Annotated in this window: 22 protein-coding genes; 14 read left to right on the top strand and 8 right to left on the bottom strand. The window is 68.2% G+C overall.

The genetic code is table 11. The annotated features are described in order from the left end of the window. Window positions 1–128: 128 nt before the first annotated feature. Window positions 129–437 (bottom strand): FxSxx-COOH cyclophane-containing RiPP peptide, encoded by a 309-nt coding sequence (gene fxsA / locus AB0I69_RS26590; protein WP_363098184.1) that lies wholly within the window; start codon window positions 435–437, stop codon window positions 129–131. Between the two features lie 923 nt (window positions 438–1360). Here fxsA and AB0I69_RS26585 point away from each other — a divergent pair. From AB0I69_RS26585 to AB0I69_RS26570, 4 genes are all read left to right on the top strand, one after another. Further along, a complete protein-coding gene (locus tag AB0I69_RS26585; RefSeq protein ID WP_363098183.1) occupies window positions 1361–1708 on the top strand; it encodes a hypothetical protein in 348 nt (115 codons plus the stop codon). 78 nt (window positions 1709–1786) lie between these two features. Then, window positions 1787–2539: an ATP-binding cassette domain-containing protein gene (locus tag AB0I69_RS26580; protein WP_363098182.1), complete on the top strand. Its 753-nt coding sequence runs from the start codon at window positions 1787–1789 to the stop codon at window positions 2537–2539. Then, on the top strand, window positions 2539–3801 hold the full coding sequence (locus tag AB0I69_RS26575) for a hypothetical protein (RefSeq protein ID WP_363098181.1): 1263 nt from the start codon (window positions 2539–2541) through the stop codon (window positions 3799–3801). The genes AB0I69_RS26580 and AB0I69_RS26575 overlap by 1 nt, the downstream gene beginning before the upstream one ends. Beyond that, window positions 3794–4432: a hypothetical protein gene (locus tag AB0I69_RS26570; RefSeq protein WP_363098180.1), complete on the top strand. Its 639-nt coding sequence runs from the start codon at window positions 3794–3796 to the stop codon at window positions 4430–4432. The genes AB0I69_RS26575 and AB0I69_RS26570 overlap by 8 nt, the downstream gene beginning before the upstream one ends. A 121-nt stretch (window positions 4433–4553) precedes the next feature. Here AB0I69_RS26570 and AB0I69_RS26565 read toward each other — a convergent pair whose 3' ends face one another. Beyond that, window positions 4554–4865, bottom strand: coding sequence for a hypothetical protein (locus tag AB0I69_RS26565; protein ID WP_363098179.1), 312 nt, complete (start codon window positions 4863–4865; stop codon window positions 4554–4556). Between the two features lie 713 nt (window positions 4866–5578). Here AB0I69_RS26565 and AB0I69_RS26560 point away from each other — a divergent pair. From AB0I69_RS26560 to AB0I69_RS26545, 4 genes are all read left to right on the top strand, one after another. Continuing rightward, window positions 5579–6808, top strand: a complete 1230-nt coding sequence (locus AB0I69_RS26560) for a helix-turn-helix transcriptional regulator (RefSeq protein WP_363098178.1) — start codon at window positions 5579–5581, stop codon at window positions 6806–6808. 55 nt (window positions 6809–6863) lie between these two features. Continuing rightward, the gene (locus AB0I69_RS26555; protein WP_363098177.1) at window positions 6864–7304 is read left to right on the top strand and encodes a hypothetical protein; all 441 of its coding nucleotides are present in this window, start codon (window positions 6864–6866) and stop codon (window positions 7302–7304) included. A 650-nt stretch (window positions 7305–7954) separates the two neighbouring features. Beyond that, on the top strand, window positions 7955–9070 hold the full coding sequence (locus tag AB0I69_RS26550; RefSeq protein WP_363098176.1) for a hypothetical protein: 1116 nt from the start codon (window positions 7955–7957) through the stop codon (window positions 9068–9070). Then, the gene (locus tag AB0I69_RS26545) at window positions 9067–9426 is read left to right on the top strand and encodes an ASCH domain-containing protein (RefSeq protein WP_363098175.1); all 360 of its coding nucleotides are present in this window, start codon (window positions 9067–9069) and stop codon (window positions 9424–9426) included. The genes AB0I69_RS26550 and AB0I69_RS26545 overlap by 4 nt, the downstream gene beginning before the upstream one ends. 679 nt (window positions 9427–10105) lie before the next feature. Here AB0I69_RS26545 and AB0I69_RS26540 read toward each other — a convergent pair. Further along, on the bottom strand, window positions 10106–11665 hold the full coding sequence (locus AB0I69_RS26540; protein WP_363098174.1) for a recombinase family protein: 1560 nt from the start codon (window positions 11663–11665) through the stop codon (window positions 10106–10108). 108 nt (window positions 11666–11773) lie between these two features. Here AB0I69_RS26540 and AB0I69_RS26535 point away from each other — a divergent pair, with 108 nt between their 5' ends. After that, complete coding sequence (locus tag AB0I69_RS26535) at window positions 11774–13414, top strand: DNA repair helicase XPB (protein ID WP_363098173.1); 1641 nt, start codon at window positions 11774–11776, stop codon at window positions 13412–13414. Window positions 13415–13440: 26 nt separating this feature from the next. Here AB0I69_RS26535 and AB0I69_RS26530 read toward each other — a convergent pair whose 3' ends face one another. Continuing rightward, on the bottom strand, window positions 13441–13623 hold the full coding sequence (locus AB0I69_RS26530; protein ID WP_363098172.1) for a hypothetical protein: 183 nt from the start codon (window positions 13621–13623) through the stop codon (window positions 13441–13443). Window positions 13624–13978: 355 nt separating this feature from the next. On the opposite strand from AB0I69_RS26530, the gene AB0I69_RS26525 reads away from it, so the two are divergent. Continuing rightward, window positions 13979–15943: a UvrD-helicase domain-containing protein gene (locus AB0I69_RS26525; RefSeq protein ID WP_363098309.1), complete on the top strand. Its 1965-nt coding sequence runs from the start codon at window positions 13979–13981 to the stop codon at window positions 15941–15943. 14 nt (window positions 15944–15957) lie between these two features. Here AB0I69_RS26525 and AB0I69_RS26520 read toward each other — a convergent pair whose 3' ends face one another. Together AB0I69_RS26520 and AB0I69_RS26515 are read right to left on the bottom strand one after the other, a co-directional pair. Continuing rightward, window positions 15958–16650, bottom strand: a complete 693-nt coding sequence (locus tag AB0I69_RS26520; RefSeq protein WP_363098171.1) for a copper homeostasis protein CutC — start codon at window positions 16648–16650, stop codon at window positions 15958–15960. 99 nt (window positions 16651–16749) lie between these two features. Continuing rightward, window positions 16750–17430 carry a maleylpyruvate isomerase family mycothiol-dependent enzyme gene (locus AB0I69_RS26515; protein ID WP_363098170.1) on the bottom strand — a complete coding sequence of 227 codons (681 nt, stop codon included), beginning with the start codon at window positions 17428–17430 and terminating at the stop codon, window positions 16750–16752. Between the two features lie 44 nt (window positions 17431–17474). Here AB0I69_RS26515 and AB0I69_RS26510 point away from each other — a divergent pair, with 44 nt between their 5' ends. Together AB0I69_RS26510 and AB0I69_RS26505 are read left to right on the top strand one after the other, a co-directional pair. After that, on the top strand, window positions 17475–18119 hold the full coding sequence (locus AB0I69_RS26510; protein WP_363098169.1) for a hypothetical protein: 645 nt from the start codon (window positions 17475–17477) through the stop codon (window positions 18117–18119). Between the two features lie 26 nt (window positions 18120–18145). After that, entirely contained in the window at window positions 18146–19219 is a 1074-nt protein-coding gene (locus AB0I69_RS26505; protein ID WP_363098168.1) for a GNAT family N-acetyltransferase, read from the top strand. Here AB0I69_RS26505 and AB0I69_RS26500 read toward each other — a convergent pair. Together AB0I69_RS26500 and AB0I69_RS26495 are read right to left on the bottom strand one after the other, a co-directional pair. Then, entirely contained in the window at window positions 19201–19479 is a 279-nt protein-coding gene (locus AB0I69_RS26500; protein WP_363098167.1) for a DUF4031 domain-containing protein, read from the bottom strand. The genes AB0I69_RS26505 and AB0I69_RS26500 overlap by 19 nt on opposite strands. Beyond that, complete coding sequence (locus AB0I69_RS26495) at window positions 19476–19850, bottom strand: hypothetical protein (protein WP_363098166.1); 375 nt, start codon at window positions 19848–19850, stop codon at window positions 19476–19478. Before AB0I69_RS26495 ends, AB0I69_RS26500 begins: the two co-directional genes overlap by 4 nt. Window positions 19851–19905: 55 nt before the next feature. Here AB0I69_RS26495 and AB0I69_RS26490 point away from each other — a divergent pair, with 55 nt between their 5' ends. Beyond that, a complete protein-coding gene (locus tag AB0I69_RS26490; RefSeq protein WP_363098165.1) occupies window positions 19906–20826 on the top strand; it encodes a MurR/RpiR family transcriptional regulator in 921 nt (306 codons plus the stop codon). A gap of 186 nt (window positions 20827–21012) precedes the next feature. Beyond that, the gene (gene murQ, locus AB0I69_RS26485) at window positions 21013–21948 is read left to right on the top strand and encodes an N-acetylmuramic acid 6-phosphate etherase (protein WP_363098164.1); all 936 of its coding nucleotides are present in this window, start codon (window positions 21013–21015) and stop codon (window positions 21946–21948) included. Window positions 21949–21955 lie beyond the last annotated feature (7 nt).

The raw sequence follows: 21955 nt of genomic DNA, 5'->3' as shown, positions 1-21955 counted from the left end.
TGACGGTATGCCACCTGTAAGCCGGAGCACGTCCCGGTCATACCCAGCACGGTGACGCCTCAAGCGATCGGCTTCGGACACCCGTGCGGGGCGGGTGCGGGAGAGGGGTGCCCGGACGGGCTCAGATGTCAGATGGAGGAGTCGAAAGCGGAGTACGGTACGCCGACCGGCTCGACCGCCTCGTCCGCCACGCGTCGCAGCATCGCGCCAAGCACCGTGTCGGGATGCGCTTCGAGCACCCTGTCCAGCGCTTCCATACTCAGGTCTGCGACATCGAGCAGGCATGAGTCGGCGGGGGCGCTGAGCGGGTCGGTTGAAGTCCGCTGCGGCTCGGCCGCGCCCTGAAGGGGCGCGGGGAACTGCGCGACCAGCCACGACGCCGCCGCAGACGATCGACGGCACGTAACCGCACGTCCAGCGGAGCGCTCAGCGTCCATCGGCATCCTTTGCACGAACGCGTGCACTGTCGGGGCCGGGGCACGCGGAAACTTCCGCATCCCACAAGGGATCCGGCCGCACGCGCACCCTATAGGGATTGTGTTTCGGGACACCACATCCGCGCTCGCCCTGTCACTCTCGGCAACGCCCCCGGTCGCACGGCATGAGGCACACTGGAGGTTTGGCTCGTGCGGAAGGGTGTATTACGCGAACGGTCCTCTCATCGTCCATACGATCAGGTGTGATGCACACACTAAGGGATAGGTCCGAGCTGTGGAGTGGTTTACCTGGTCAGTGTGGTTGCGAAGACCCTCCAAGGAAGGCTACCGACGTCGTCACGGAGCGAACGGGAGGGCTTCCTTGAGTGAGGAACGGTGATCACCGACCAAGCCATCACCGTTCCGTGCGGCCCGCCTGAGAGCCGAGAATCCGGCCACTGGTCCGAGGCGGCGGACAGCGGTGGGCCCCGGGGTGCCTTCCAGGCGACGCCGCCAGAATCACAATCACCACATGGTTGGCAGCGTTCGAGTCTTCAACCTCTGATCTGCGGGATCGGGCAGAGTACGGTGCGGGCCGCCGACGGTCAGCCGCTCCGATTGCCCGGTACAACGATGATGCGCGTCCGCGTGCCATCGTTGCCGTCAACTTCGGAGACTCAAGGCTGCGTCGGCACTTCCGGCGAGAAGCGCTCCCGCACAGCAGGCGCGATGGACGTAGCCCATCTGACCCGCCCGGCTGGTCTGATCATGGTTTATATGATCTTGCGTGATCCAAAAAAAACTGTGAACATGACAAGTCGTGAAAGCGCTTCACGAGACCTTCACGGTCAAGCATCGATGACGGGCAGCATGGTTGGGGCCGCAGCGGGGCAACGCTGCGACCCCACCCCCGCCATCGGTCTGCACATCAGGAGGAGACAGTGATGACGGAGCACACTCAGCCCGCAAGACGGGCGTCGAACACCATAGCGCGGGTCGCTGCACTCGCGGGCGCGGCAGTCGCGGTCGTCGCCCTGGCTGCGCCATCTGCGATGGCGAGCGGCACGAGCGCCAAACTCAACGGTTGCTACTCGACCTGGGGAAGTACCGGATCGGTGGGTCACTGCGTCTCTGTGACGAAGTCCGGCCAGTACAAGAACCGCGGCGTGTGCACCTTTGGTAATGAGGACTCACTCTGGACGGTCTTCGGGTACGGAGAGTCGGACTCGAAATGGGGCGGCGTCGAGTGCACGTTTGATATCGAGAAGTCTTACATCATGTACACGTCTTGAGGTATATCGGCAGTCAGAGGTGATGCGACCGGGTGCCGCCCTCGGGTGACACCCGGTCGCGCACGTGAAAGGAACAACGTGGGACCGATCGCGTCGCTGTCGGGAATCGCTCAGGGCTACGGCCGGCACCAGGTGATCACTGGACTCGACTGGGATCTCGACGAGCGAGTCTATGGACTCCTGGGCCCCAACGGTGCAGGGAAGACGACACTTCTCCGTACTCTTGCCACGGTTGCTCCTCCCCTGGAGGGGACTTTGGAGATCTGCGGCAGAAAGGTGAACTCCGAGCGGTCGGCGAGGGCGGCTCGCCCCATGATCGGCTACCTGCCTCAGGAATTCGGATACTATCCATCCTTTTCCGTCTACGATTTCGTCAGGTACAGCGCGTGGTTGCGCGGGGTTCCTGACGGTGAGGCGCACGGCGCGACTCTGAAAGCAATCGCATCCGTCCTTCTCGACGGACGGACGCAGGCCAAGATGAAGTCCCTCTCCGGTGGCATGTTGCGTCGCGCAGGCATTGCCGCGGCAATCGTCGGCTCGCCGAGACTCCTACTCCTGGACGAACCGACCGTCGGCCTGGACCCTGAACAGCGCCTGCAGTTCCGCGAGCTGATCAGATCGCTGACGGGCTCGGCGATCGTGCTGAGCACACACCTCGTCGAGGATGTGGCGGCTGTCTGCGATCAGGTCGTCGTCATGCAGTCCGGACGATTCCTCTTCCGCGACACCCCCGAGGCCCTTGCGGGCAACACCCGATCTGGAGTGGCGGGCGACAGCCCGTTGGAGCGCGGGTATATGGCGGCCTTGTCAGGGCAGGGAGAGCTTGCCTGATGCGTATCCTCTTGATGGAGTTGCGGCGCTCTCCTCTGCGATGGTGGTTCCCCGTCCTCGTCGCCCTGGATGTGGCAGTTCTTTTCGGACGGTCTCAATGGTGGATCGGGGTCTGGCCGCAGGCCAGCGCGGCGGCCCAGATACCCGCCTTCTATCTCGGCCCGTTCCTGGCGGCCTACGCCGCTTGGGCCTCCGGGCGGATCCATCGACTCGGCTTCGAGGACCAGCACACTGCGGGAACCAGGCCCAGATGGCAGGTCGAGGGAACTCATATCGCGGCGGTCGCCGTTTACGGTGGCGGCGCGTACATCGTGGGCGCCGCGGTTGCCGCGACAGTCAGTTACCGCGACGCCGGACCCGGCTTCCTGTGGCCCAGTTACCTGCTGCTGGGAGCGGCGCTCATCGTTCTGTGCATCGCTGTCGGCCACATCGCCGGACGTTGGTTCCCGTCCGCTTTCGCCACCCCGGTCATTTCCGGTCTGGCCTGCTTCGTGGTGGTGACGATGAACGGCGGCCCGTCGAAGGCCGGCCTGTTCGTGCTCTCCGGTGCCCCTGCGGTGGAAGTGACTTCGGAGCGTCTCGCCATTCGGTGGGCTCTGGCACTCGCCGCGGTGGCCGTCGCCGTTCTCACGCCACGAAGCCTGCCCGGATACACCGGTGCACGCGGCAAACTGATCGCAAGACTGCCGACCGTCGGCAGTTCGGCGCTGGCTGTCGCATGCCTGGCGGGTGTGATCACGGCAGGACCGGTGCAGACAGCGCGAGCGAATCCGAGTGCTCCGACGTGCACGCGTACAGTGCCGAAGATCTGCGTATGGCCGGAAGAGCGCATGTATATACCGCAGCTCGATGCGATGGCAAAGCGCGTATCCGGGCTTCCTCCTGCCATCAAGTCGCCCTCGGTGTTCTACGAGGAAGGACTGAGGGGCCACAAGGCGCAGGACACCGACTTCTCGATCTTTGAAGGGTCCATGTGGGAGGTTGCCGACAGCATGTCCATCGCAATCTCCCGGGCGTCCACTCCGGCTTTCTGCCAGGCAGCGAACAGCAGCGCAGAAGACCGGCGCCTGATGGCGTACTTCGAGCTGGACTCATGGCTTGCAGCCCGGATCTCAGGCGCTGGGCAACCGTCCGACATTCACGGCGGGCCGCCTGGTGTTGACCAGAGAGCGATCGCAAGGCTGATCAAGCAGTCCCAGTCGGCACAGCAGGACTGGGTGGAGAAGCGGATCAAGGTGATCAAGGTGACGCGCTGTGCTTGATCTCCGCGAGTCCTGGATCCGCTACCTGCAGGCCCATCGGTTCCCCGGAATCGCAGTGGCCTGGGCTGTGGTGATCGCATGCGATGTGGCGTTCGGGTCCGCCCGTCTCGATTTTCCCTTCAGCGGCGGCGGATCCTCGGCAACTCCTCTGAGGCATGAGATTCCCCTCGCCCTGGCCGTGATCGCCGTAGGCGGCCTCGGCAGCGCCATGGATTCCCTGGAAGAGGCGGCGGCGAAGGGCTTCAGACGAGTCGAGATCTCCTGCCTGGTCGGAGCCGTCTCAGCTGCTGCGGTGCTGCTCGTCGCGGCAGAAGCACTCGTAAGCTCCATGGGCACCGTTCTGCTGCTCCTCCGAGGCTTGCTGATCTGGGCCGGGCTCGCCCTGCTGTCCGGGCGGGCATGGGGATGGAGATTCTCCTGGATCCTTCCGCTGGTCACTCTGTTCCCCCTGACGTACTGGCAGATCGACGGCCTGGGACGGTTCCGGTGGTGGGACTGGACGGATCAGCCCGGCTCCTCGATTCCCTGCTGGGGAATCGCAATCGGCAGCGTGCTTGCGGGCGGAGCCGCGATGGCGTTGACTCCATGGCGCGTCAGCCGGTTGCGACGCGTGTTTCAGCGCAACAGGTAGCAGCAGGGAAATTAGTTGCGACGTACATGATCCTCTGATTGTCCATACGTATACTCAATGGACGCACTGCGGGGGTGCCCCGAACCGGAGCACCCCCGCAGTGCTGATCTCGCGTCGTCTCTTACGAGTCAATCTTGAAGTTTATCCAGGACTTGTTCGCGGAGAAAGTGCACTCCACATAGCCCCAACTGGAGTGGGCGGACCCGGAGTGGAACAGGTACCAGATCGACGAGTCCCCGGAGAGGCTGCAGTCGATCTCGTTCTGGAAGTCACCGGTACGCGACACCGAGACGCAGTGTCCGTTGGACCCGGTGTTGCCCCAGGTGGAATAGCAGCCGTACGTCGTACTGCTCGTGCCGCTGGCCAGCGCGGTCGGGGCGGCCACCGTAACGGCCGCCGCGGCCAGGCCCGTGATCGCAACCGCTCGCGCCATCGTCTTTCGCGCTCGCGTCGCGGTTTGAGTGAGCTCCGCCATATTTATTTCTCCCGATGTGCAGACCGGCGACGGGGCGGGATAGCGGCGTTGCCCCGCCGTAACCCCAACCGTCATTCCGCTACCGGTGGTTGACTGAAAAGCGTGAGCGGTGGAACGCTCACGCCGACTGTCATGATCGCATCAGGATTTCTGTGGCGCAATGACAATAGTGCGAAAGCTGCCGGATATTGATCGAACGGTAGGTTCTCGGCCGCTGATCCCTGCGTGAGTGAACTGTTGGGGGCTGCATGGCGGTTGTCGCCGTCGGCGCAGGAGACCCTTGGGCTGCGGGTGGTGGCTGAGTTACGCAGGTTGAACTCGCGCTGTGCAGTGGCCTGATCACGTCGTGATCCATGTGCTGACCAGCAGGGTCGGGCAGCGCCGTGGCAGGGCGTCCCACCTGGCTCCGAGGTGATCGCCAACAGCCGTACTCAAGAGCACTGTCGTTGCCGTCAGGGTTGCCGTATCCAGCTATTGCGCCCCAGCCCCGTCGTTCGCTCGGTACGTGGTCCCAGGGGCCGCTGAATGTGTTGGCGAGCACTTCCTGACCCGTAGCTCTGCACACAAGTCGCGCGGCCTGGGTACCGTCAAGGGTAGAAGCCCGATGGATGGAGCACGATGCCTCGCCGCCCGCTGGACCGCCGGCGCCTCACCCCTAGGGGGGCGCGCTGATGCTGGAAGAAGCCGAAGAGATCGGCCGTCGCGTACGCCGCGCACGGCTCCGCCTCGGCATGACCCAAGCCGACCTAGCCGCAGCCCTGGGCAAGACACAGGGCTGGGTGTCCAAGATGGAACGCGGACATATCGAACTCGACCGCGTTGGCCTGCTCAACCTGCTCGCCTCGGAGCTGCACATACACCCGAACGACCTGATCGGACGGCCGTACAACAGCTCTCCGGCGGAGAATCAGTGGCAGGTCTCTGCCGCAGCGATCATGCGTGAGCTGCGCCGTTACGACCTCGCTCCCGTCTTCGACGGAGCCCCCCGGCAGGCCGGTCAGCTGTGGCAGGAAACCACGCGTCTGCACCGCCTCCGAGACGCTGCCGCGAACGTGGCGATCGTGCAGATCCTCCCCGACCTGTTCCGCGAGGCGCGCGCCCTGGCCGAAGTCGCCACGGGTCACGAGCGGGAAGAGGCGTACGCGATCTACGCGGTGTGCTGCAAGTTCGCTCACACCGCCGCGCACGCCCTTGGGCACCCCGAGCTGGTCTCCATGGCATGCGAACGGGCAGCATGGTCCGCACGGCTGTCAGGCGACCCCGTGATGCCCGCCGTCGCCGACTGGATGCGCGTCTGGGACATGTGGGCCACAGCGGATTGGGATGACTCCGTCGCCCTGTCGGACAAGGCAATCCGCAGCGTGCAGCAGGACTACGAGCGGGGTGAGCCGCTGGCCGTTCGGGCGTGGGGGTCACTGCAACTGCGCGCGGCTGTCTCGGCCGCACGGGGCGGTCGCAAGGCCGAAGCAAAGGATCGGATCAAGCACGCACGGAGCGCGGCCAAGCGGATGACCGAGACGGCCGGCCCCCCGATCTACGACCGACACAGCCTGACTTTCTCGCCGGGCAACGTGCAGATTCACGCGATCAGCGTGGCCCTGGAGATGCATGAGCAGCGCGAGGCGCTGTCGATAAACCGGCGCACAAGCAAGGAGTTGATCGCGTCTCTTCCCAACTCCCGTCAGGGGCACCACCACATGGATGTGGCCCGCGCGTGGCTGTGGGATGGGAACCGGGACAAGGCGCTGAAGGAACTGGAGAAGGCCGAGGTCATCGCCCCCCAACTCGTCCGGAACCATCCCATCGCCCGGTCAACCCTGCGCAGCATCGTGTACGCCGAGCGGGCGAGCACTCGTGAGAAGCTGCGTCGCATGTCAGACCGCTTCCACCTGGACGGGTAGGGGTCGTATTCCTGCGGTTCATATTGGGCCCCGAGCACCCACCTAGCTTCGGGGCATGACCGATCGAACCTCGCAGCAACCCCCCACCTCCCAGACCGCTTTGAGCGCAGGCAGCCCCTTTCATCCTCGCCTTGGCGACCTCGCTATCGATCTGGCCAAGGCAGGAACGATCGGGGTCGTCGTCGCCCTGCCCAGCGACAGCTCGGCGTCGTACCAACTCCGTCCGCCTGGCGGAGGCGTGGACTGGCGCGCAAGGTCGGACGGAAGCACCCTCCGCCCCGTGCCGGTTCCGGTCACGCACGTCACGCCCGCGCGGCGCGACGCCGTATACGACCCCCGCGCGCAGCAGGCCGCCATGGCCGTAACCGTCCACTACGAGGACGGAGGCGCCTGCGAGTCGCTGCTCGTCCTCACCCCTGCGCAAGTCGAGCTGTACTACAACCAGCTCGGCCGCATGATCAAGGCGAGGGAATCGGCCCAGGATCGTCGGCGGTGAGCCCGGACGTGCTGATGATCGCCCCACCGACCTCTGCACGTGCCTTTGTACGACCGCCCGTCGCATTCCGGTGTGAGGCCACTGCCCATGACCTCAGCGGCTCCCACGAAGTCCTGCTCGCCACTTATCATGGCCGTTCCCCACGCCTCGCGGCACGGTGGTTGAGAGCGTCCGCGCACCGTTTCGCACGGCTGCTGTCCCCTGACGTCGGGGCCCTGGGCCTCCGTGACGCGCCGCTCATCCTTGCGGATCCGGAAGTCCCGCGCCCTGATGTCGAGTTGCGAGCGTGGGCGGACAGCGATCCGGCGTACGAGCAAGCCCTTCGAGCCCTCGCCGCAGGCCGCGTCTTCGTGTTCACCGTGACGGACTACGACGCTCGGTACTGCCTCCGTGTGTACCCGTTGCCGACTCGCCGGCCTCGCCTTCCGCAGCATCCTGCCCTGGCCGGGGGGCTACCTCACCCCTCGGTGAGGGCGGGCCGTCACCGACGTCCCCGCGGGCGTCGTCCGACCCGATGACTCCCGCCCCCGCGTCTTTTCCGGTTCCCCCCGGCGCGGGGGCGGGTCCACCACGCAATCGCAGCTCACCCGCTGAACGCACACCCGCCGCTCTGCGGCGCAGTCCTGCCCATCTACCGAGGGGAAGACGCGGTGACCATCTATCCCGTATCGCCGAACACCGTGCTCGCCAACGCACTGACCAGTGCTGAGGACCTGCTGAGGCCGCACATCGCCGAGGTGGCTCCGGAACGCATCGTGTTCGTGGTGGGAACGCAGATCAACGGAGCACCGCACGTCGGCACGTCCCTGGTTCAGTCGCTCACGTTCGTCACGGCGGCCCGGATCCGGGCCAGGTTCGGCGTACCGGCTGAAGTTCAGTTCGGCGCACTCGACAACGCCCCGTACGCCATCGTCACCGACAAGGAGACCGGTCACCGCTACCAACGGGCCTACGCGCACGCCCTGGGCGAGGCGGGCATCGCTGACCAGGTCGACAAGTTGTACCGCCCACTGTTCACCGCGCTGTCCGAACGCCTGAACGTGCCGTACTCCGTCGAGACCTACAGCCAGCAGCAAGCGAGCGAGCACTTCCGCCGTACCTGGCTGCGCCTGCTGCCCCGCTTGGACGCCGCACGCTGGCACCTGTCTCCATCGTCCGGCGTGCCACACGTTCGCGTTCCCTGCCCGCGCCCGGGATGCGGATGGGCCGAGAAGTACGCCGAGCGGACCCGCGTCCGTGACGACGGTTTCGAGCGGGCAACCATCTCGGCTGTGTGCCTGCATCACGGCGAATACGAGGTCGTCATCGAACCCGCGACCGGTGGATACCTCGACCTCGCCACGCTGTACCGCAACCTCGTCAAGGAACTGGCCATCGCCGGGCGGGACGGCACGTTGTACGTCATGGTCAAGGGCGGCGACTGGATGCCCGGATGCCTTCTCGTCGACGGCGCCCTACAGGCTGTGGGCCTTACTCGCGGACAGATGACCGCCCGACTCTTCTGCCCCCAGGTCGTCACGGACACGGGCGCGAAGCTGTCCAAGTCCCTCATCCGAGAGGGGCGCGCGCTCTTGCCCGACGGTGCGGCCCCGTGGATGCTCGACACTCGCGAGTGGCCCGGCTCGTTGGCAGAGTACGTCGATCGCTTGCTCGGTCTGACCGACGTGTTACTCGCCGACCCACGCCATTTCTTCCGCTCGTACTCGGCCGGTGAACTCGGCCGGCTCATGTCCACTGCAACAGCAAGGAGCGTTCCCGCCCAATGACGGAGACTGCCGCCGCGCGCGTCCGCGAACTGAACCTCTACCGCCGGTACTTCGAACTCGTCGCCGCCGGTCAGAAGACGATCGAGGTGCGGGTGAAGTATCCCCACCTCGAAGACCTTGCCTCCGGAGACGTCATCCGCTTCCGCATCAAGGGCACGGACGAGACCTGTGACGTCCTGGTGAAGCGGGTCACGGAGTACAAGACGTTCGAGGAACTGCTCGACGGCGAGGGTCCGGCGAACGTCAACCCGGCTTCCAACCGTGAGCAGCAGCTCGCCAACATCCGCGATATCTACCCGGCGGAGAAGGAAGCGCTCGGCGCGCTCGCCATCGAAATCGAGCTGCCGCCCCAGTAAGCCCGCTGCACGGTCCCCGCTCCCCCGAGGGGACTGCTTGCGGCTTCCTGGCGTCCGCCGCCCGTGCCCGTGCTGCGGGCGGCGGACGCCCACAACAAGAGACCGGACCACCCCTCAGCCTGGACAGCGATCCGGGGTGGTCCGGTCTTGGAATCCCTGGTCAGGACCCCGGTGCCGATGGTACCGGGGCGGTCGGCGTACTCGAACGCGGGTGCGGCTGCAACCCACGTGCCCCATAGTCAAGTTAGAGAGGGTCACTGCTGAAGTCCGCTCCGCTACATGCCAGTTCTGATCTGCACCACCGAAAGTCAGCCACGGCGGCGGGTGCGCCGACTGAGCACCCGTCACGTGTGTTTCCAGCAACCCCTTACCGGCCTCAGCCACGCTTCTTCCATGCGCCACAGGCCGCGCCTCGATCCAGCCTGGGCGTCACCGACGCGGCTTACCGGCTGGGCTCCTACGACCGCAACTTCCCGAATAACACGAAGGTCTGCACGGAAATTCATAACTCCAATGGGACGCTCGTCAACGGCAACCCTTGCGAGACCATCCACAGCTAACCTCGCTCGCTCATGAGGGTCCGTCAGCTGCTGACGGACCCTCATACCGTGAACAGACGAGAGGGCGCCCCCACCTCATCCGGTGGGGGCGCCCTCTCGTCTGTCTGGTGGAGTCGGCGTCAGCCCTGGCTGTCTGCCGCCTCGGTCTCCTGTTCGCTCTCCTTCGCCGCTGCCGCCCGCCGCATGTGCCCCTCTTCGCCGAAGTGCACCGACAGACGCGACGTGTCCAGCTTCTTGCCGCCGCGCCTCGCGGGTGCCACCTCCACGTAGCCGCCCGCGTTCAACAGCAGATCTCGCTTACCGGCCACGTCCGAGCGCTTCCACTGCTCGGCGTGCGTCTCTCCGGTCGGCTCCGCCTTCACGCCGCCGGGCTTCGCCGTTCGCTGCCTCTCCTTCAGGGTCGCCAGTCGCTCTTCCAGCTTGGCGTACTGCTCCGCGTAGCGGATCGCTCCGTCGTCGCCTCTGAACAGGCCCCGGTCGTAGCGATCCTTTTGCAGGTCGGCCAACGCTTCCTCAGCCTGCCTGATCTGCGGGCGGAAATCCTCGCCCACCTCCTGGACCATCCGCATCACGGCAAGGTGCCCGTACTTGGCGAGGAACTGCTCGGTGACGTGCTCCTCGGTGGTCACCCCCGCCACGGTCGGCCCGTAGCACTTCACGCCCGGCTTCTCCTCTCCCTTCGCCGCCCGCTGGCGGTACTTCAGAGGGCCGATGCACCGGTACCGAAGCTGACCGTTGCGCCCGCTGAAGGTGTACATGCGCTCGCCGCAGACTCCGCAGTGCATGATGCCGCGCAGCAGCGACGTCCCCTCCCGGCGCTTCTCACCGGGGTTGGCCCGGCGCTCCAACTCGTCCTGGAGCGCCTGCCAGGTGTCCGTGTCGAGAATCGGCGGGCGATTAACCAGAGGCAGCCCGTCCGTCCGCAGGATCGGCTTTCCGTCCTCGATGACCTGGCCGAGCAACTGGGGATTGCCCAGCATGCTGCGCAACGTCGTCGTGTACCACTGCTTGGAGTCGCTGCGCTTGCCCGTGGTCTGGCGTGAGGCGTGGCCGGGCGATGGGACGCCCTCCTTGTTGAGGTCGTTGATGATCTGCATGAGCGAGTCCTTGGTCAGGACCCGTTCCACGATCCGCTTGATCGTCTTGGCCTCGACCTCGTTGACCGCGAGGACCTTGCCCGCCCCGTTTGGGTTGGGGACGACCATGTACCCGTACGGGACCCGACCGCCGGTGTAGCGGCCCTCGCGGCGCAGGTGTTCATGCGCGCTGGACACCCGCATCCCGATGGTGTCGGACTCCAGCTCGGCGAAGACCGCGATCACCTTCGCCATGGCCCGGCCCATGGACGACGTGAGGTCGAGCGGCTCTGTCGCCGACGCGAGCGCAACGCTCTGGTGCTCGGCGAGTCGCATGATTTCCGCGAAGTCGACCGTCGAGCGTGCAAGCCGGTCGATCTTGAAGAACACGATCACGTCCAGCTCGGCGAGCCTGGTCAGGATGCGCTGCAGGCCCGGCCGGTCAAGGCCGCGCGAGAAGCCCGAAACGTCGATGTCTTCCTCGGCGGCCACGACCTCCCAGCCGCGTGCTTCGCACAACGCTTCACAGGCCGCGCGCTGGCGTTCAGGCGAAGTCGTCTCGTCGGTTTCGCGCGATAGGCGAACATAGATAGCGGCGCGCATCCCCGGCGCGCTGGCCGGGACGCCCTTTCGGCGTCGGGCACGGGGCATAGCCCGTGCTGTGACAGGCGTTGTTTCTGTCATGAGGCGACCCTATCTCCGGAGGTATGTGTGTCCTGCCTAATCGTCCAGTCCGACAAGACCCTGCTCCTTGAGGTCGATCACGAGCGAGCCGACGACTGCCGCCGCGCCATCGCCCCGTTCGCCGAACTGGAGCGGGCGCCGGAGCACATCCACACCTACCGGGTGACGCCGCTGGGCCTGTGGAACGCGCGGGCCGCCGGGCACGACGCCGAACAGGTCGTGGACGCGCTGGTGGAGTACAGCCGCTATCCCGTGCCGCACGCGCTGCTCGTGGACATCGCCGAGACCATGGACCGGTACGGCCGGCTGACGCTCAGCAAGCACCCCGCTCACGGCCTCGTGCTCACCACCACCGACCGGCCGGTCCTCGAAGAGATCCTGCGGTCGAAGCGGGTCGCCCCGCTCGTCGGCAACCGGCTCGACCCCGACACCGTCGCCGTGCACCCCTCCGAGCGCGGGCAGATCAAGCAGGTGCTGCTGAAGCTGGGCTGGCCGGCCGAGGACCTCGCCGGGTACGTGGACGGTGAGGCGCACCCGATCGAGCTGGACGAGGACGGGTGGGCGCTGCGGCCCTACCAGAAGCAGGCCGTGGAGAACTTCTGGCACGGCGGCAGCGGTGTCGTCGTCCTGCCCTGTGGAGCGGGGAAGACCCTGGTCGGCGCCGGGGCGATGGCGCAGGCCAAGTCGACCACGCTCATCCTCGTCACCAACACCGTCTCCGCCCGGCAGTGGAAGCACGAGCTGGTGAAGCGGACCTCGCTGACCGAGGAGGAGATCGGCGAGTACAGCGGGACGCGGAAGGAGATCCGGCCCGTCACCATCGCCACGTATCAAGTGCTGACCACGCGGCGGAAGGGGATCTACCCCCACCTGGAGCTGTTCGACTCCCGCGACTGGGGGCTCATCCTCTACGACGAGGTGCATCTGCTGCCCGCGCCCGTCTTCAAGTTCACCGCGGATCTGCAGGCGCGGCGGCGACTGGGCCTGACCGCGACCCTCGTGCGTGAGGACGGCCGGGAGTCGGACGTGTTCTCCCTCATCGGGCCGAAGCGGTTCGACGCGCCCTGGAAGGAGATCGAGGCGCAGGGCTACATCGCGCCCGCCGACTGTGTCGAGGTGCGCGTCAATCTCACGGACTCCGAGCGGCTCGCGTACGCCACCGCCGAGGCCGAGGAGAAGTACCGCTTCTGTGCGACCACCGCCACGAAGCGGAAGGTCACCGAGGCGATCGTGCGCCGGTTCGCAGGTCAGCAGATTCTCGTCATCGGGCAGTACATCGACCAACTCGACGAGCTGGGCGAGCACTTGAACGCACCCGTGATCAAGGGCGAGACCTCCAACGCCCAGCGGGAGAAGCTCTTCGGCGCCTTCCGCGAGGGTGAGATCAGCGTCCTCGTCGTCTCCAAGGTCGCCAACTTCTCCATCGACCTGCCGGAGGCCACCGTCGCCATCCAGGTGTCCGGCACCTTCGGCTCACGTCAGGAGGAGGCGCAGCGGCTCGGGCGGGTGCTGCGGCCGAAGGCCGACGGACACAAGGCCCACTTCTACTCCGTGGTCGCCCGCGACACGATCGACCAGGACTTCGCCGCCCACCGCCAGCGCTTCCTGGCGGAACAGGGGTACGCGTACCGGATCATGGACGCGGACGAGATCCTCGCGGAGAGCTGAGCTGCGGCCGTAGGTGACCCCGACGGTCACTTACGGCGTATGCCCGCTTCCTCGCCGTACTCACCGAGGACGACCACGCTGAACGCGGCGCCCGCGAAGACTTTTATGGCGCGCAGGGCATTGCCCAGGCGATGGGAGTGGCTGCCGCCGGTGGCCGGTGTGGCACCGGACGGGCGGACGGGGACCGGGTGGATGGTTGCTGCGCTCATGAATCCATGGTGCGTCTTGGGACATAAGGTCGGCATCGGTCCAGAGAGCCAACCTGCGGGCCGCCCGTGTACGACTCCGGGCTGACCCGTTCCCCCGCCGGGTGGAGGGGGTGTCCCCTAGGGGACGAAAAACGATTGGCCCTCACCAGGCCCGCGTCATTACACTCTCCGCTCTTGCCCGCCTCCCCGCAGGGAGTGCCGCCGCCCGGACGGAAACCGGTCGGCACCACCTACCCAGCACGCGCTCAGCAGCCGCAGCAGGCCCTCCGGAGGCACCCCCTTGTCCACGCCCACTGACGATCCGCTCGCCCGCGAACGCACCCACCTCGCCTCCTCCCGTTCCGCACTGCGCGCCATGCGCGAGGACGTCGAGTCGCTCGACATCAAGGACGTCACCGCGAACTGGGTCAACGCCGAGGTCCTCGCCCGCCAGATCGACGACCGCATCAAGGCGCTGGCCGACCTGAGCGACACCCCGCTGTTCTTCGGTCGACTGAACTACCTGCACTCCCCCGGCGCCGAACAGGCGGAGGGCACGGAGGGAGAGCAGTTCTACATCGGGCGCCGGCATGTGCACGACGGGGACGGCGACCCGATGGTCATCGACTGGCGTGCGCCGGTCTCGCAGCCGTTCTACCGGGCGTCCAAGAAGGACCCGCTGGACATCGCGCTGCGCCGCCGCTTCGGTTACACGGGCGGCGACCTCACGGCGTACGAGGACGAGCACCTCATGGACCCGGCCGAGGCCGCCGCCACCAGCAAGCTGCTCCAGCAGGAGATCGAGCGGCCCCGCGTCGGCCCGATGCGCGACATCGTCGCCACCATCCAGCCCGAGCAGGACGAGATCGTGCGCAGCGGGCTGGGCGGGACGGTGTGCGTGCAGGGAGGCCCCGGGACCGGAAAGACCGCCGTCGGCCTGCACCGGGTCGCCTACCTCCTCTACGCCCACCGCGAGCGGCTCGCCCGCACCGGCACCCTCGTCATCGGGCCGAACAAGTCCTTCCTCCACTACATCGAGCAAGTCCTGCCCGCGCTGGGCGAGTTGACGGTCCGCCAGGGCACGGTCGACGACCTGGTCTCGCACGTCGAGGTGCACGGCACCGACGAGGCACCGGCCGCCGTCATCAAGGGCGACGCCCGCATGGCCGAGGTCCTGAGGAAGGCCCTCTACTCGCACGTCAGCATGCCCACCGAACCGGTGATGGTGGTGCGCGGCTCACGCCGCTGGCGGGTCCCGGCGTACGAACTCGAAGCCATCGTGCGGGAGTTGCTCGACCGGGACATCCGCTACGGCGCCGCCCGCGAGGCCCTTCCGCAGCGCATCGCGCATGCCGTGCTGGTGCAGATGGAGCGGTCGGGTGAGGCGCCGGACGACCGGGTGCAGGACGCGGTGGCCCGCAACGCCTCGGTGAAGGCCGTCGTGAAGGCGGTGTGGCCGCCGGTCGAGCCCGCGAAGCTCGTGCTGCGGCTGCTCACAGACGCCGGCTTCCTCGCCGTCCACGCGTCCGGGATCCTCGACGAGGACGAGCAGAAGACGATCCTCTGGGCGAAGGCCGTGCGGAGCGTGAAGGCCGCCAAGTGGGCTGCCGCGGACGCCGTGTTGATCGACGAGGCGACCGACCTCGTCCAACGCACGCACTCGCTGGGGCATGTCGTGCTCGACGAGGCGCAGGATCTCTCCCCCATGCAGTACCGGGCGGTCGGCCGCCGTTGCACCACCGGTTCCGCGACCGTCCTCGGCGACCTGGCGCAGGGCACCACGCCCTGGGCGACGCGGAGTTGGGACGAGGCGCTGGCCCACCTCGGCAAGTCGGAGGGCGTGATCGAGGAGTTGACGGCCGGTTTCCGGGTGCCGACGGACGTCATCACGTATGCCTCGCGGCTCCTCCCCCACATCGCCCCGGGGCTCACCCCCGTCGCCTCGGTCCGTGAGAACCCCGGTTTCTTCGACCTCCGCTCCGTCACCGGCACCGCCGAAGTGGTCGCCGCCTGCGAGGAGTTGCTGGGCAACGAGGGGTCGACGGGTCTGATCGCGGCCGACGCCCGCATCCCCGAACTGGCGGAGGCCCTCACGGCGGCAGGCATCGGCTACATCGACCCGGGTGAGGAGACGACCGTGGACACGCGTCTGACGCTGGTCCCGGCCTCGCTCGCGAAGGGTCTGGAGTACGACTACGTGGTCCTCGACGAGCCGCAGGCCGTGGTCGACGGCGAACCGGACGAACGCACCGGTCTGCGCCGCCTGTACGTGGCCCTGACCCGAGCGGTGTCGGGCCTGATCGTCACGCACACGGCTCCGCTGCCGCCCCAACTCGCCTGAGTCGAGAGGGTGGTTCAGGCTCGGTCGAGCACCGCCCGCCACTCGCCCACGGCCGCCGCCGACACCGGCCGCTCCCAGCCCTCCGGCCGGGCGGCCCCGCCGATGTGGAAGGCGTCGACTCCGGCGGCCAGCAGCGTCGGCACGTGGTCGAGGCGCAGGCCGCCGCCGACCAGGACGCGCTGCTCGTATCCGGGTTCCCCGCGCAGTGCCGCCTCGCGGAGCAGCGTGGGGAGGCCGTCGTCGACGCCGTCCGCCGAACCGGCGGTGAGGTAGGCGTCCAGGCCCGGCAGGTCCGCGAGCTGCTTGCGCAGGGCGTCGCGGTCGGCGGCGCGGTCGATCGCGCGGTGGAACGTCCAGGCGCAGCCGTCCAGTTCGGCGACGACCCGTTCCACCGCGTCCAGGTCGACGCGGCCGTCCGGGTCGAGGAACCCGAGCACGAACTGGTCGGCGCCGGCGGTCCGCAGCTCCCCGGCGACCCGTACCAGCCGGTCCACGTCGCCCGCGGCGAACCCGTCCGCGAGGCGCAGCATCACGCGCAGGTCGATGTCGACGGCGGCGCGGATCGCGGCGAAGGTCTCCACCGGCGGGGTGAGTCCGTCGGCCGCCATGTCGGTGACCAGTTCGAGACGGTCCGCGCCTCCGGCCTGGGCGGCGACCGCGTCCTCGGCGCCGAGGGCGATCACCTCCAGGACTGCACGCGTGCTCATAGGACCCCTTCCGTCGTGTTCCCTGGAGCGGCTACAGGTCTAGTCCAATATCCAGGGTACGCGGGAGGTCAGGGGGCCGCGAGATCGCCCCCGCGAACATCAGCCGAAAATGTTCAGGTCCTCGGCCTGCGCGCCCGCCAGCTCGTACGCCGTCCCGTCCGGCACCGGCCGCCCCGAGTACAGCCGTACGAGCGTGGGCGCGTCGCCGATGTACCGCGCCGGGGTCAGCTCCCCCGACGCATCGCCCAGCCGCAGTGGATCGTCCAGGTCGTCGAGGTCGGCGTGGAGAGGCTGGTGGCGTTTCTGACGGGTCACGAGGGTGAGAAGGGTTAGAGCGGACCCCAGCCCCTGACCACCGTAGGCTCCGGGCGCTCCGAAGACGTCCCGTACGTCACCGGCGTGCACCCACTCGCCCAGCGCGACCATGTCCAGCACGCCGCCCGCGCGGGCGATGGCCGCGCCGGCCTCGGTCATGCCCCGCTCCAGTTCGTCGACGACCTGCGCGTTCGTCCAGTCGGCCCGCTCCGCGATGTCCCGGTCGTTGGCCTCCGGCGAGAACACGCCCTTCTCGAACCGGCCCTCCACCACGCGCGTCAGCGCGGCCGAGCAGTGCGCGAGCACGTCCCGCACGGTCCAGCCCGGACACGCGAGGGTCGCGAGCGCGAAGTCCTCGTCGGGCCGGGAGCGCAGGAGCGGGATCAGGGCGTCGCGCTCGGTGGTGAGGAGGCGGCCGGGCAGTTCGGGGTCACGTACGTCGGATGTCGCGTCGGCGTAAGTCATGCGTTCCACGCTAGGGGCCGGGCCGCGGGAGGAAAATAAGGAACATGGCCGATCTTGACGCCCTCCGCGCCCGCTGGACCCGTGCTCTCGAAGGGGCCCGGGCGCCCGGCGGCGGACCCGACCCCGCCCCGTACGCCGAGAACCTCCTCGCCCGCTGGCAGGAGCCGCAGCGGCACTACCACACGCTCACGCACCTCACCGCGGTCCTCGACCACGTCGACGTGCTGGAGAAGCACGCCGAGGACCCGGACGTCGTACGCCTCGCCGCCTGGTTCCACGACGCGGTCTACCTCCCCGACCGCTCCGAGAACGAGGAGCGGTCGGCGCGGCTGGCCCAGCGGGCGCTGCCCGAGGCGGGGGTGCCGGACGCGCGGACCGCCGAGGTCGCCCGCCTCGTCCGGCTCACCGTCACGCACGCTCCCGCCGACGACGACCGCGACGGCCAGGTGCTGTGCGACGCCGACCTCGCGATCCTGGCCGCGCCGCCGTCGCCGTACGCCGCCTACACCGCGGCCGTCCGCGAGGAGTACCACTTCGTCCCCAACGACGCCTTCCGCGAGGGCCGTTCGGCGATTCTGCGGCAACTCCTCGCGCTGCCACGGCTGTTCAGGACGCCGTACGGGGCGGCGGAGTGGGAGGCGACGGCGCGCTACAACCTGCGGGGCGAGCTGGAAATGCTGTCGCCCTGAACGGCCCCACCACTTAGCCTGCCCGCATGCGAGACATGAGTGGGGAACAGGTGGAGACGGCCGTCGCGGGGGCCGTCGCACTGCTCCGGACGGCGACCGGCCAGGACTGGGAGAAGGCCAAGGCGGGGCGGCTGGAGTGGAGTTGCCGGTTCACCGCCGAGCACATCGCCGGTGATCTCATCGCGTACGCGGGGCAGTTGGCCGGGCGCGCGCAGCACGCGTACGTCCCCTTCGACATCACCTTCGACGACGGCACCGACAACTCCGGTGTCCTGGACGTGATCGAGACGACCGGCACCCTGCTCGCCGCCACCGTCCGCACCACACCCCGCGAGGTGCGCGCCTTCCACCCGTACCCGTTCCGCAGCGCGAACCGCGAGGGCTTCGCCGCGATGGGCGTCGCCGAGGTGCTGCTGCACACGCACGACATCGCCGAGGGCCTGGGGCTGACCTACCAACCCGCCCCCGAACTAAGTGAGTTCGTCCTCGGCCGGATCTTCCCGCACATCCGCCCCGCCGCCGACCACTGGCGCACCCTGCTGTGGGCGACCGGCCGCGGCGACCTGCCCGGCCGCGCCCCCGTCACCGACTGGCGCTGGCACAACAACCTCGTCCACTCCACCGACCGCCTCACCCTCCAGGGCGTCACACCGGCGGCAGCCGCCGACCTGGTCAACGGCGGCGACGGCGGGTTCGAGTGGATCAAGGGCGGCCCGTACGAAGGCACCCGCGAGGCCTCGACCTTCCTACTGAAGGCCTACGTGTCGGGCGTACACCGCCCGGAGTTCGGCGTGTTCACCGTCGTCCGCCGCGAGGACGGCCGCGCGGTCGGCGGCATCGGCTTCCACGGCGTACCCGACGAGGAGGGCCGCACCGAGATCGGCTACGACCTGGCGGAGGGCGCCCGCGGTCAGGGTTACGCGACGGAGGCCCTGCGCGCCCTGTGCGACTGGGCGCTGGCCAGGGACGACGTACGCACCGTCTTCGCGACCATCGCCCGCGACAACCTCGCCTCCCAGGCCGTCGTCACCCGCGCCGGCTTCAAGAAGGTGAGCGAGGACGACGAGGAGAACGAGTTCGCCTACGAACTCGGGCGCTGAGCGCGCCCTTTGGGCCTGCGCAGCCCGGCCTCCGTCAGCAGCCGCACCACCTCCCGGCTCCTGACCTCCACCGCACCGGCGGCCACCGCGTCCGCGTAACGATGCGACGGGATGTCGTAGTGGTCGCGCTCGAAGGCCCGCCGCGGCACGCCCAACTCATCGGCGAACAGGTGGAGTTCGTCGTAGGAGACATCACTCACGAGGTGCGACCACAGGCGCCCGTGCCCCGGCCACGTCGGTGGGTCGATGTACACGGTCACACGGACCCCAGGCTGCCCACCGCGGCGACCTTCACGCCCGCCTTGTGGCACACCCAGTGCGGGTCGGGGCCGAGTTCCGGTTCGACTTCCAGGGCGTGCGGGTCCCCGGCCTCGCAGACCGGGCAGAGCGGCCAACGCCCGTACGCCTCCAGCAGCGCGTCCTGCACGTCCTGGGCGACCAGTCCGGCGACGTACTCCACACCCTCCGGCCACTGCTCCACCCACCACCGCCGCTGCACGACGGACTCCTCCACCATCGACACCACGTCCGCCGCCACGACCTCGCGCGCGGCCAGATCGGCGAGCACGAGCGCGCGGGCGGCGTGCAGCGCCTGCTCCAGGGGGCTGACGGGATCACTACTGGGGTCCATGCACCCATTGTGCGCACTCTTGACCGGACCACCGCCCCGAAAATATCTTTCAGAGGTGACCCAGGAAGTGAAGGAAATTTTCGGAAGCGCCTCCGGGAGTTCCGGGAGCACGCCACCCGCGGCCCTGGCCGCCAAGGTGCGCACCCTCGCCCCCTCCATGACCCGCTCCATGCAGCGCGTCGCCGAGACCGTCGCCGCCGACCCGGCCGGCTGCGCGGCCCTCACGGTCACCGGCCTCGCCGAACTCACCGGCACCAGCGAGGCCACGGTCGTCCGCACCGCGCGCATCCTCGGCTACCCCGGCTACCGCGACCTGCGCCTCGCCCTCGCCGGCCTCGCCGCACACCAGCAGTCCGGCCGCGCGCCCGCCCTCACCACCGACATCGCGGTCGACGACCCGATCGCCGACGTCGTCGCGAAACTCGCCTACGACGAGCAGCAGACCCTCGCGGACACCGCGGCCGGGCTCGACACCGTTCAGCTCGGCGCCGCCGTCACCGCGCTCGCCGCGGCCCGCCGTACCGACATATACGGCGTCGGGGCGTCCGGGCTCGTCGCGCAGGACCTCACGCAGAAGCTGTTGCGCATAGGGCTCATAGCCCACGCCCACAGCGACCCGCACCTCGCCGTCACCAACGCCGTGCAGCTGAAGGCGGGGGATGTGGCGATCGCGATCACGCACTCCGGGTCCACCGGCGATGTCATCGAGCCGTTGCGGGTGGCCTTCGAGCACGGTGCTACGACCGTGGCGATCACCGGGCGGCCGGACGGGGCGGTGACGCAGTACGCCGATCACATCCTTACGACGTCCACGGCTCGGGAGAGTGAGCTGCGGCCGGCGGCGATGTCGTCCCGGACGAGTCAGTTGCTGGTGGTGGACTGTTTGTTCATCGGGGTCGCGCAGCGGACGTATGAACAGGCTGCGCCCGCGTTGTCGGCGTCTTATGAGGCGCTGGCACATCGGCACAGGCGCTGACGATTCGTGGTCGTCTGCGGGCCCGGTGGGGGCTGAGCGCGCAGTTCCCCGCGCCCCTAAAAGGTCAGTCTTCTCGCCGCACACTTGAAAGTACCGCTGGCCGTACCTCCCTCAGGGGCGCGGGGAACTGCGCGACCAGCCCCCACCGGGCAGCAGACGAGACACAACGGAAAGAGCCGCTTCTCCATGTCCTCTACGTCCAACCCCCGTGACCTCCGCGCCGAGTTGGAGTCACTCACCACCGAAGCCTTCCGCCCGGAACTCGCCGGTATCGATCAACTCCCCACCCTCGAAATCGCCCGCCTCATGAACGCCGAGGACGCCACGGTGGCCGCCGCCGTCGCGCAACGGCTTCCTGAAATCTCCGCCGCGATCGACGCCGTAGCCGACCGGATGGGACATGGCGGCCGGCTGATCTACATGGGCGCCGGTACCGCCGGACGGCTAGGCGTTCTGGACGCGTCCGAGTGTCCGCCGACCTTCAACACCGACCCCTCCGAGGTGGTCGGCCTGATCGCGGGCGGCCCGGAGGCCCTGGTCACTTCGATCGAAGGCGCCGAGGACTCCCGGGAACTGGCCGAGGCCGACCTCGACGCACTCGCGCTCACCGCCGACGACACAGTGGTCGGCATCTCCGCCTCGGGACGCACCCCGTACGCGATCGCAGCCGTGGAACACGCGCGGAGCGAAGGCGCGTTGACCATCGGCCTGTCCTGCAACGAGCACAGCGCGCTCGCCGCAGCCGCCGAGCACGGCATCGAGGTCGTCGTCGGCCCCGAACTCCTCACCGGATCAACCCGGTTGAAGGCGGGCACGGCCCAGAAGCTCGTCCTCAACATGCTGTCGACGATCACGATGATCCGGCTGGGCAAGACGTACGGGAACCTGATGGTCGACGTACGCGCCTCGAACGAGAAGCTGCGCGCCCGCTCCCGCCGTATCGTCGCGCTCGCCACCGGCGCGGACGACGCGGAGATCGAACGGGCCCTGTCCGCCACCGACGGCGAGGTGAAGAACGCGATCCTGGTGGTCCTCGCCGAGGTCGACGGCCCGACGGCCGCCCGCCTTCTGGAGGAGTCCGGCGGCCGACTGCGCGCGGCGCTGACCGCGGCGACCACCTGACCAGCAC

This window comes from Streptomyces sp. NPDC050508 (genome assembly GCF_040655155.1).
Lineage (GTDB): Bacteria > Actinomycetota > Actinomycetes > Streptomycetales > Streptomycetaceae > Streptomyces.
This window is presented reverse-complemented; position numbering and strand designations above follow the sequence as displayed.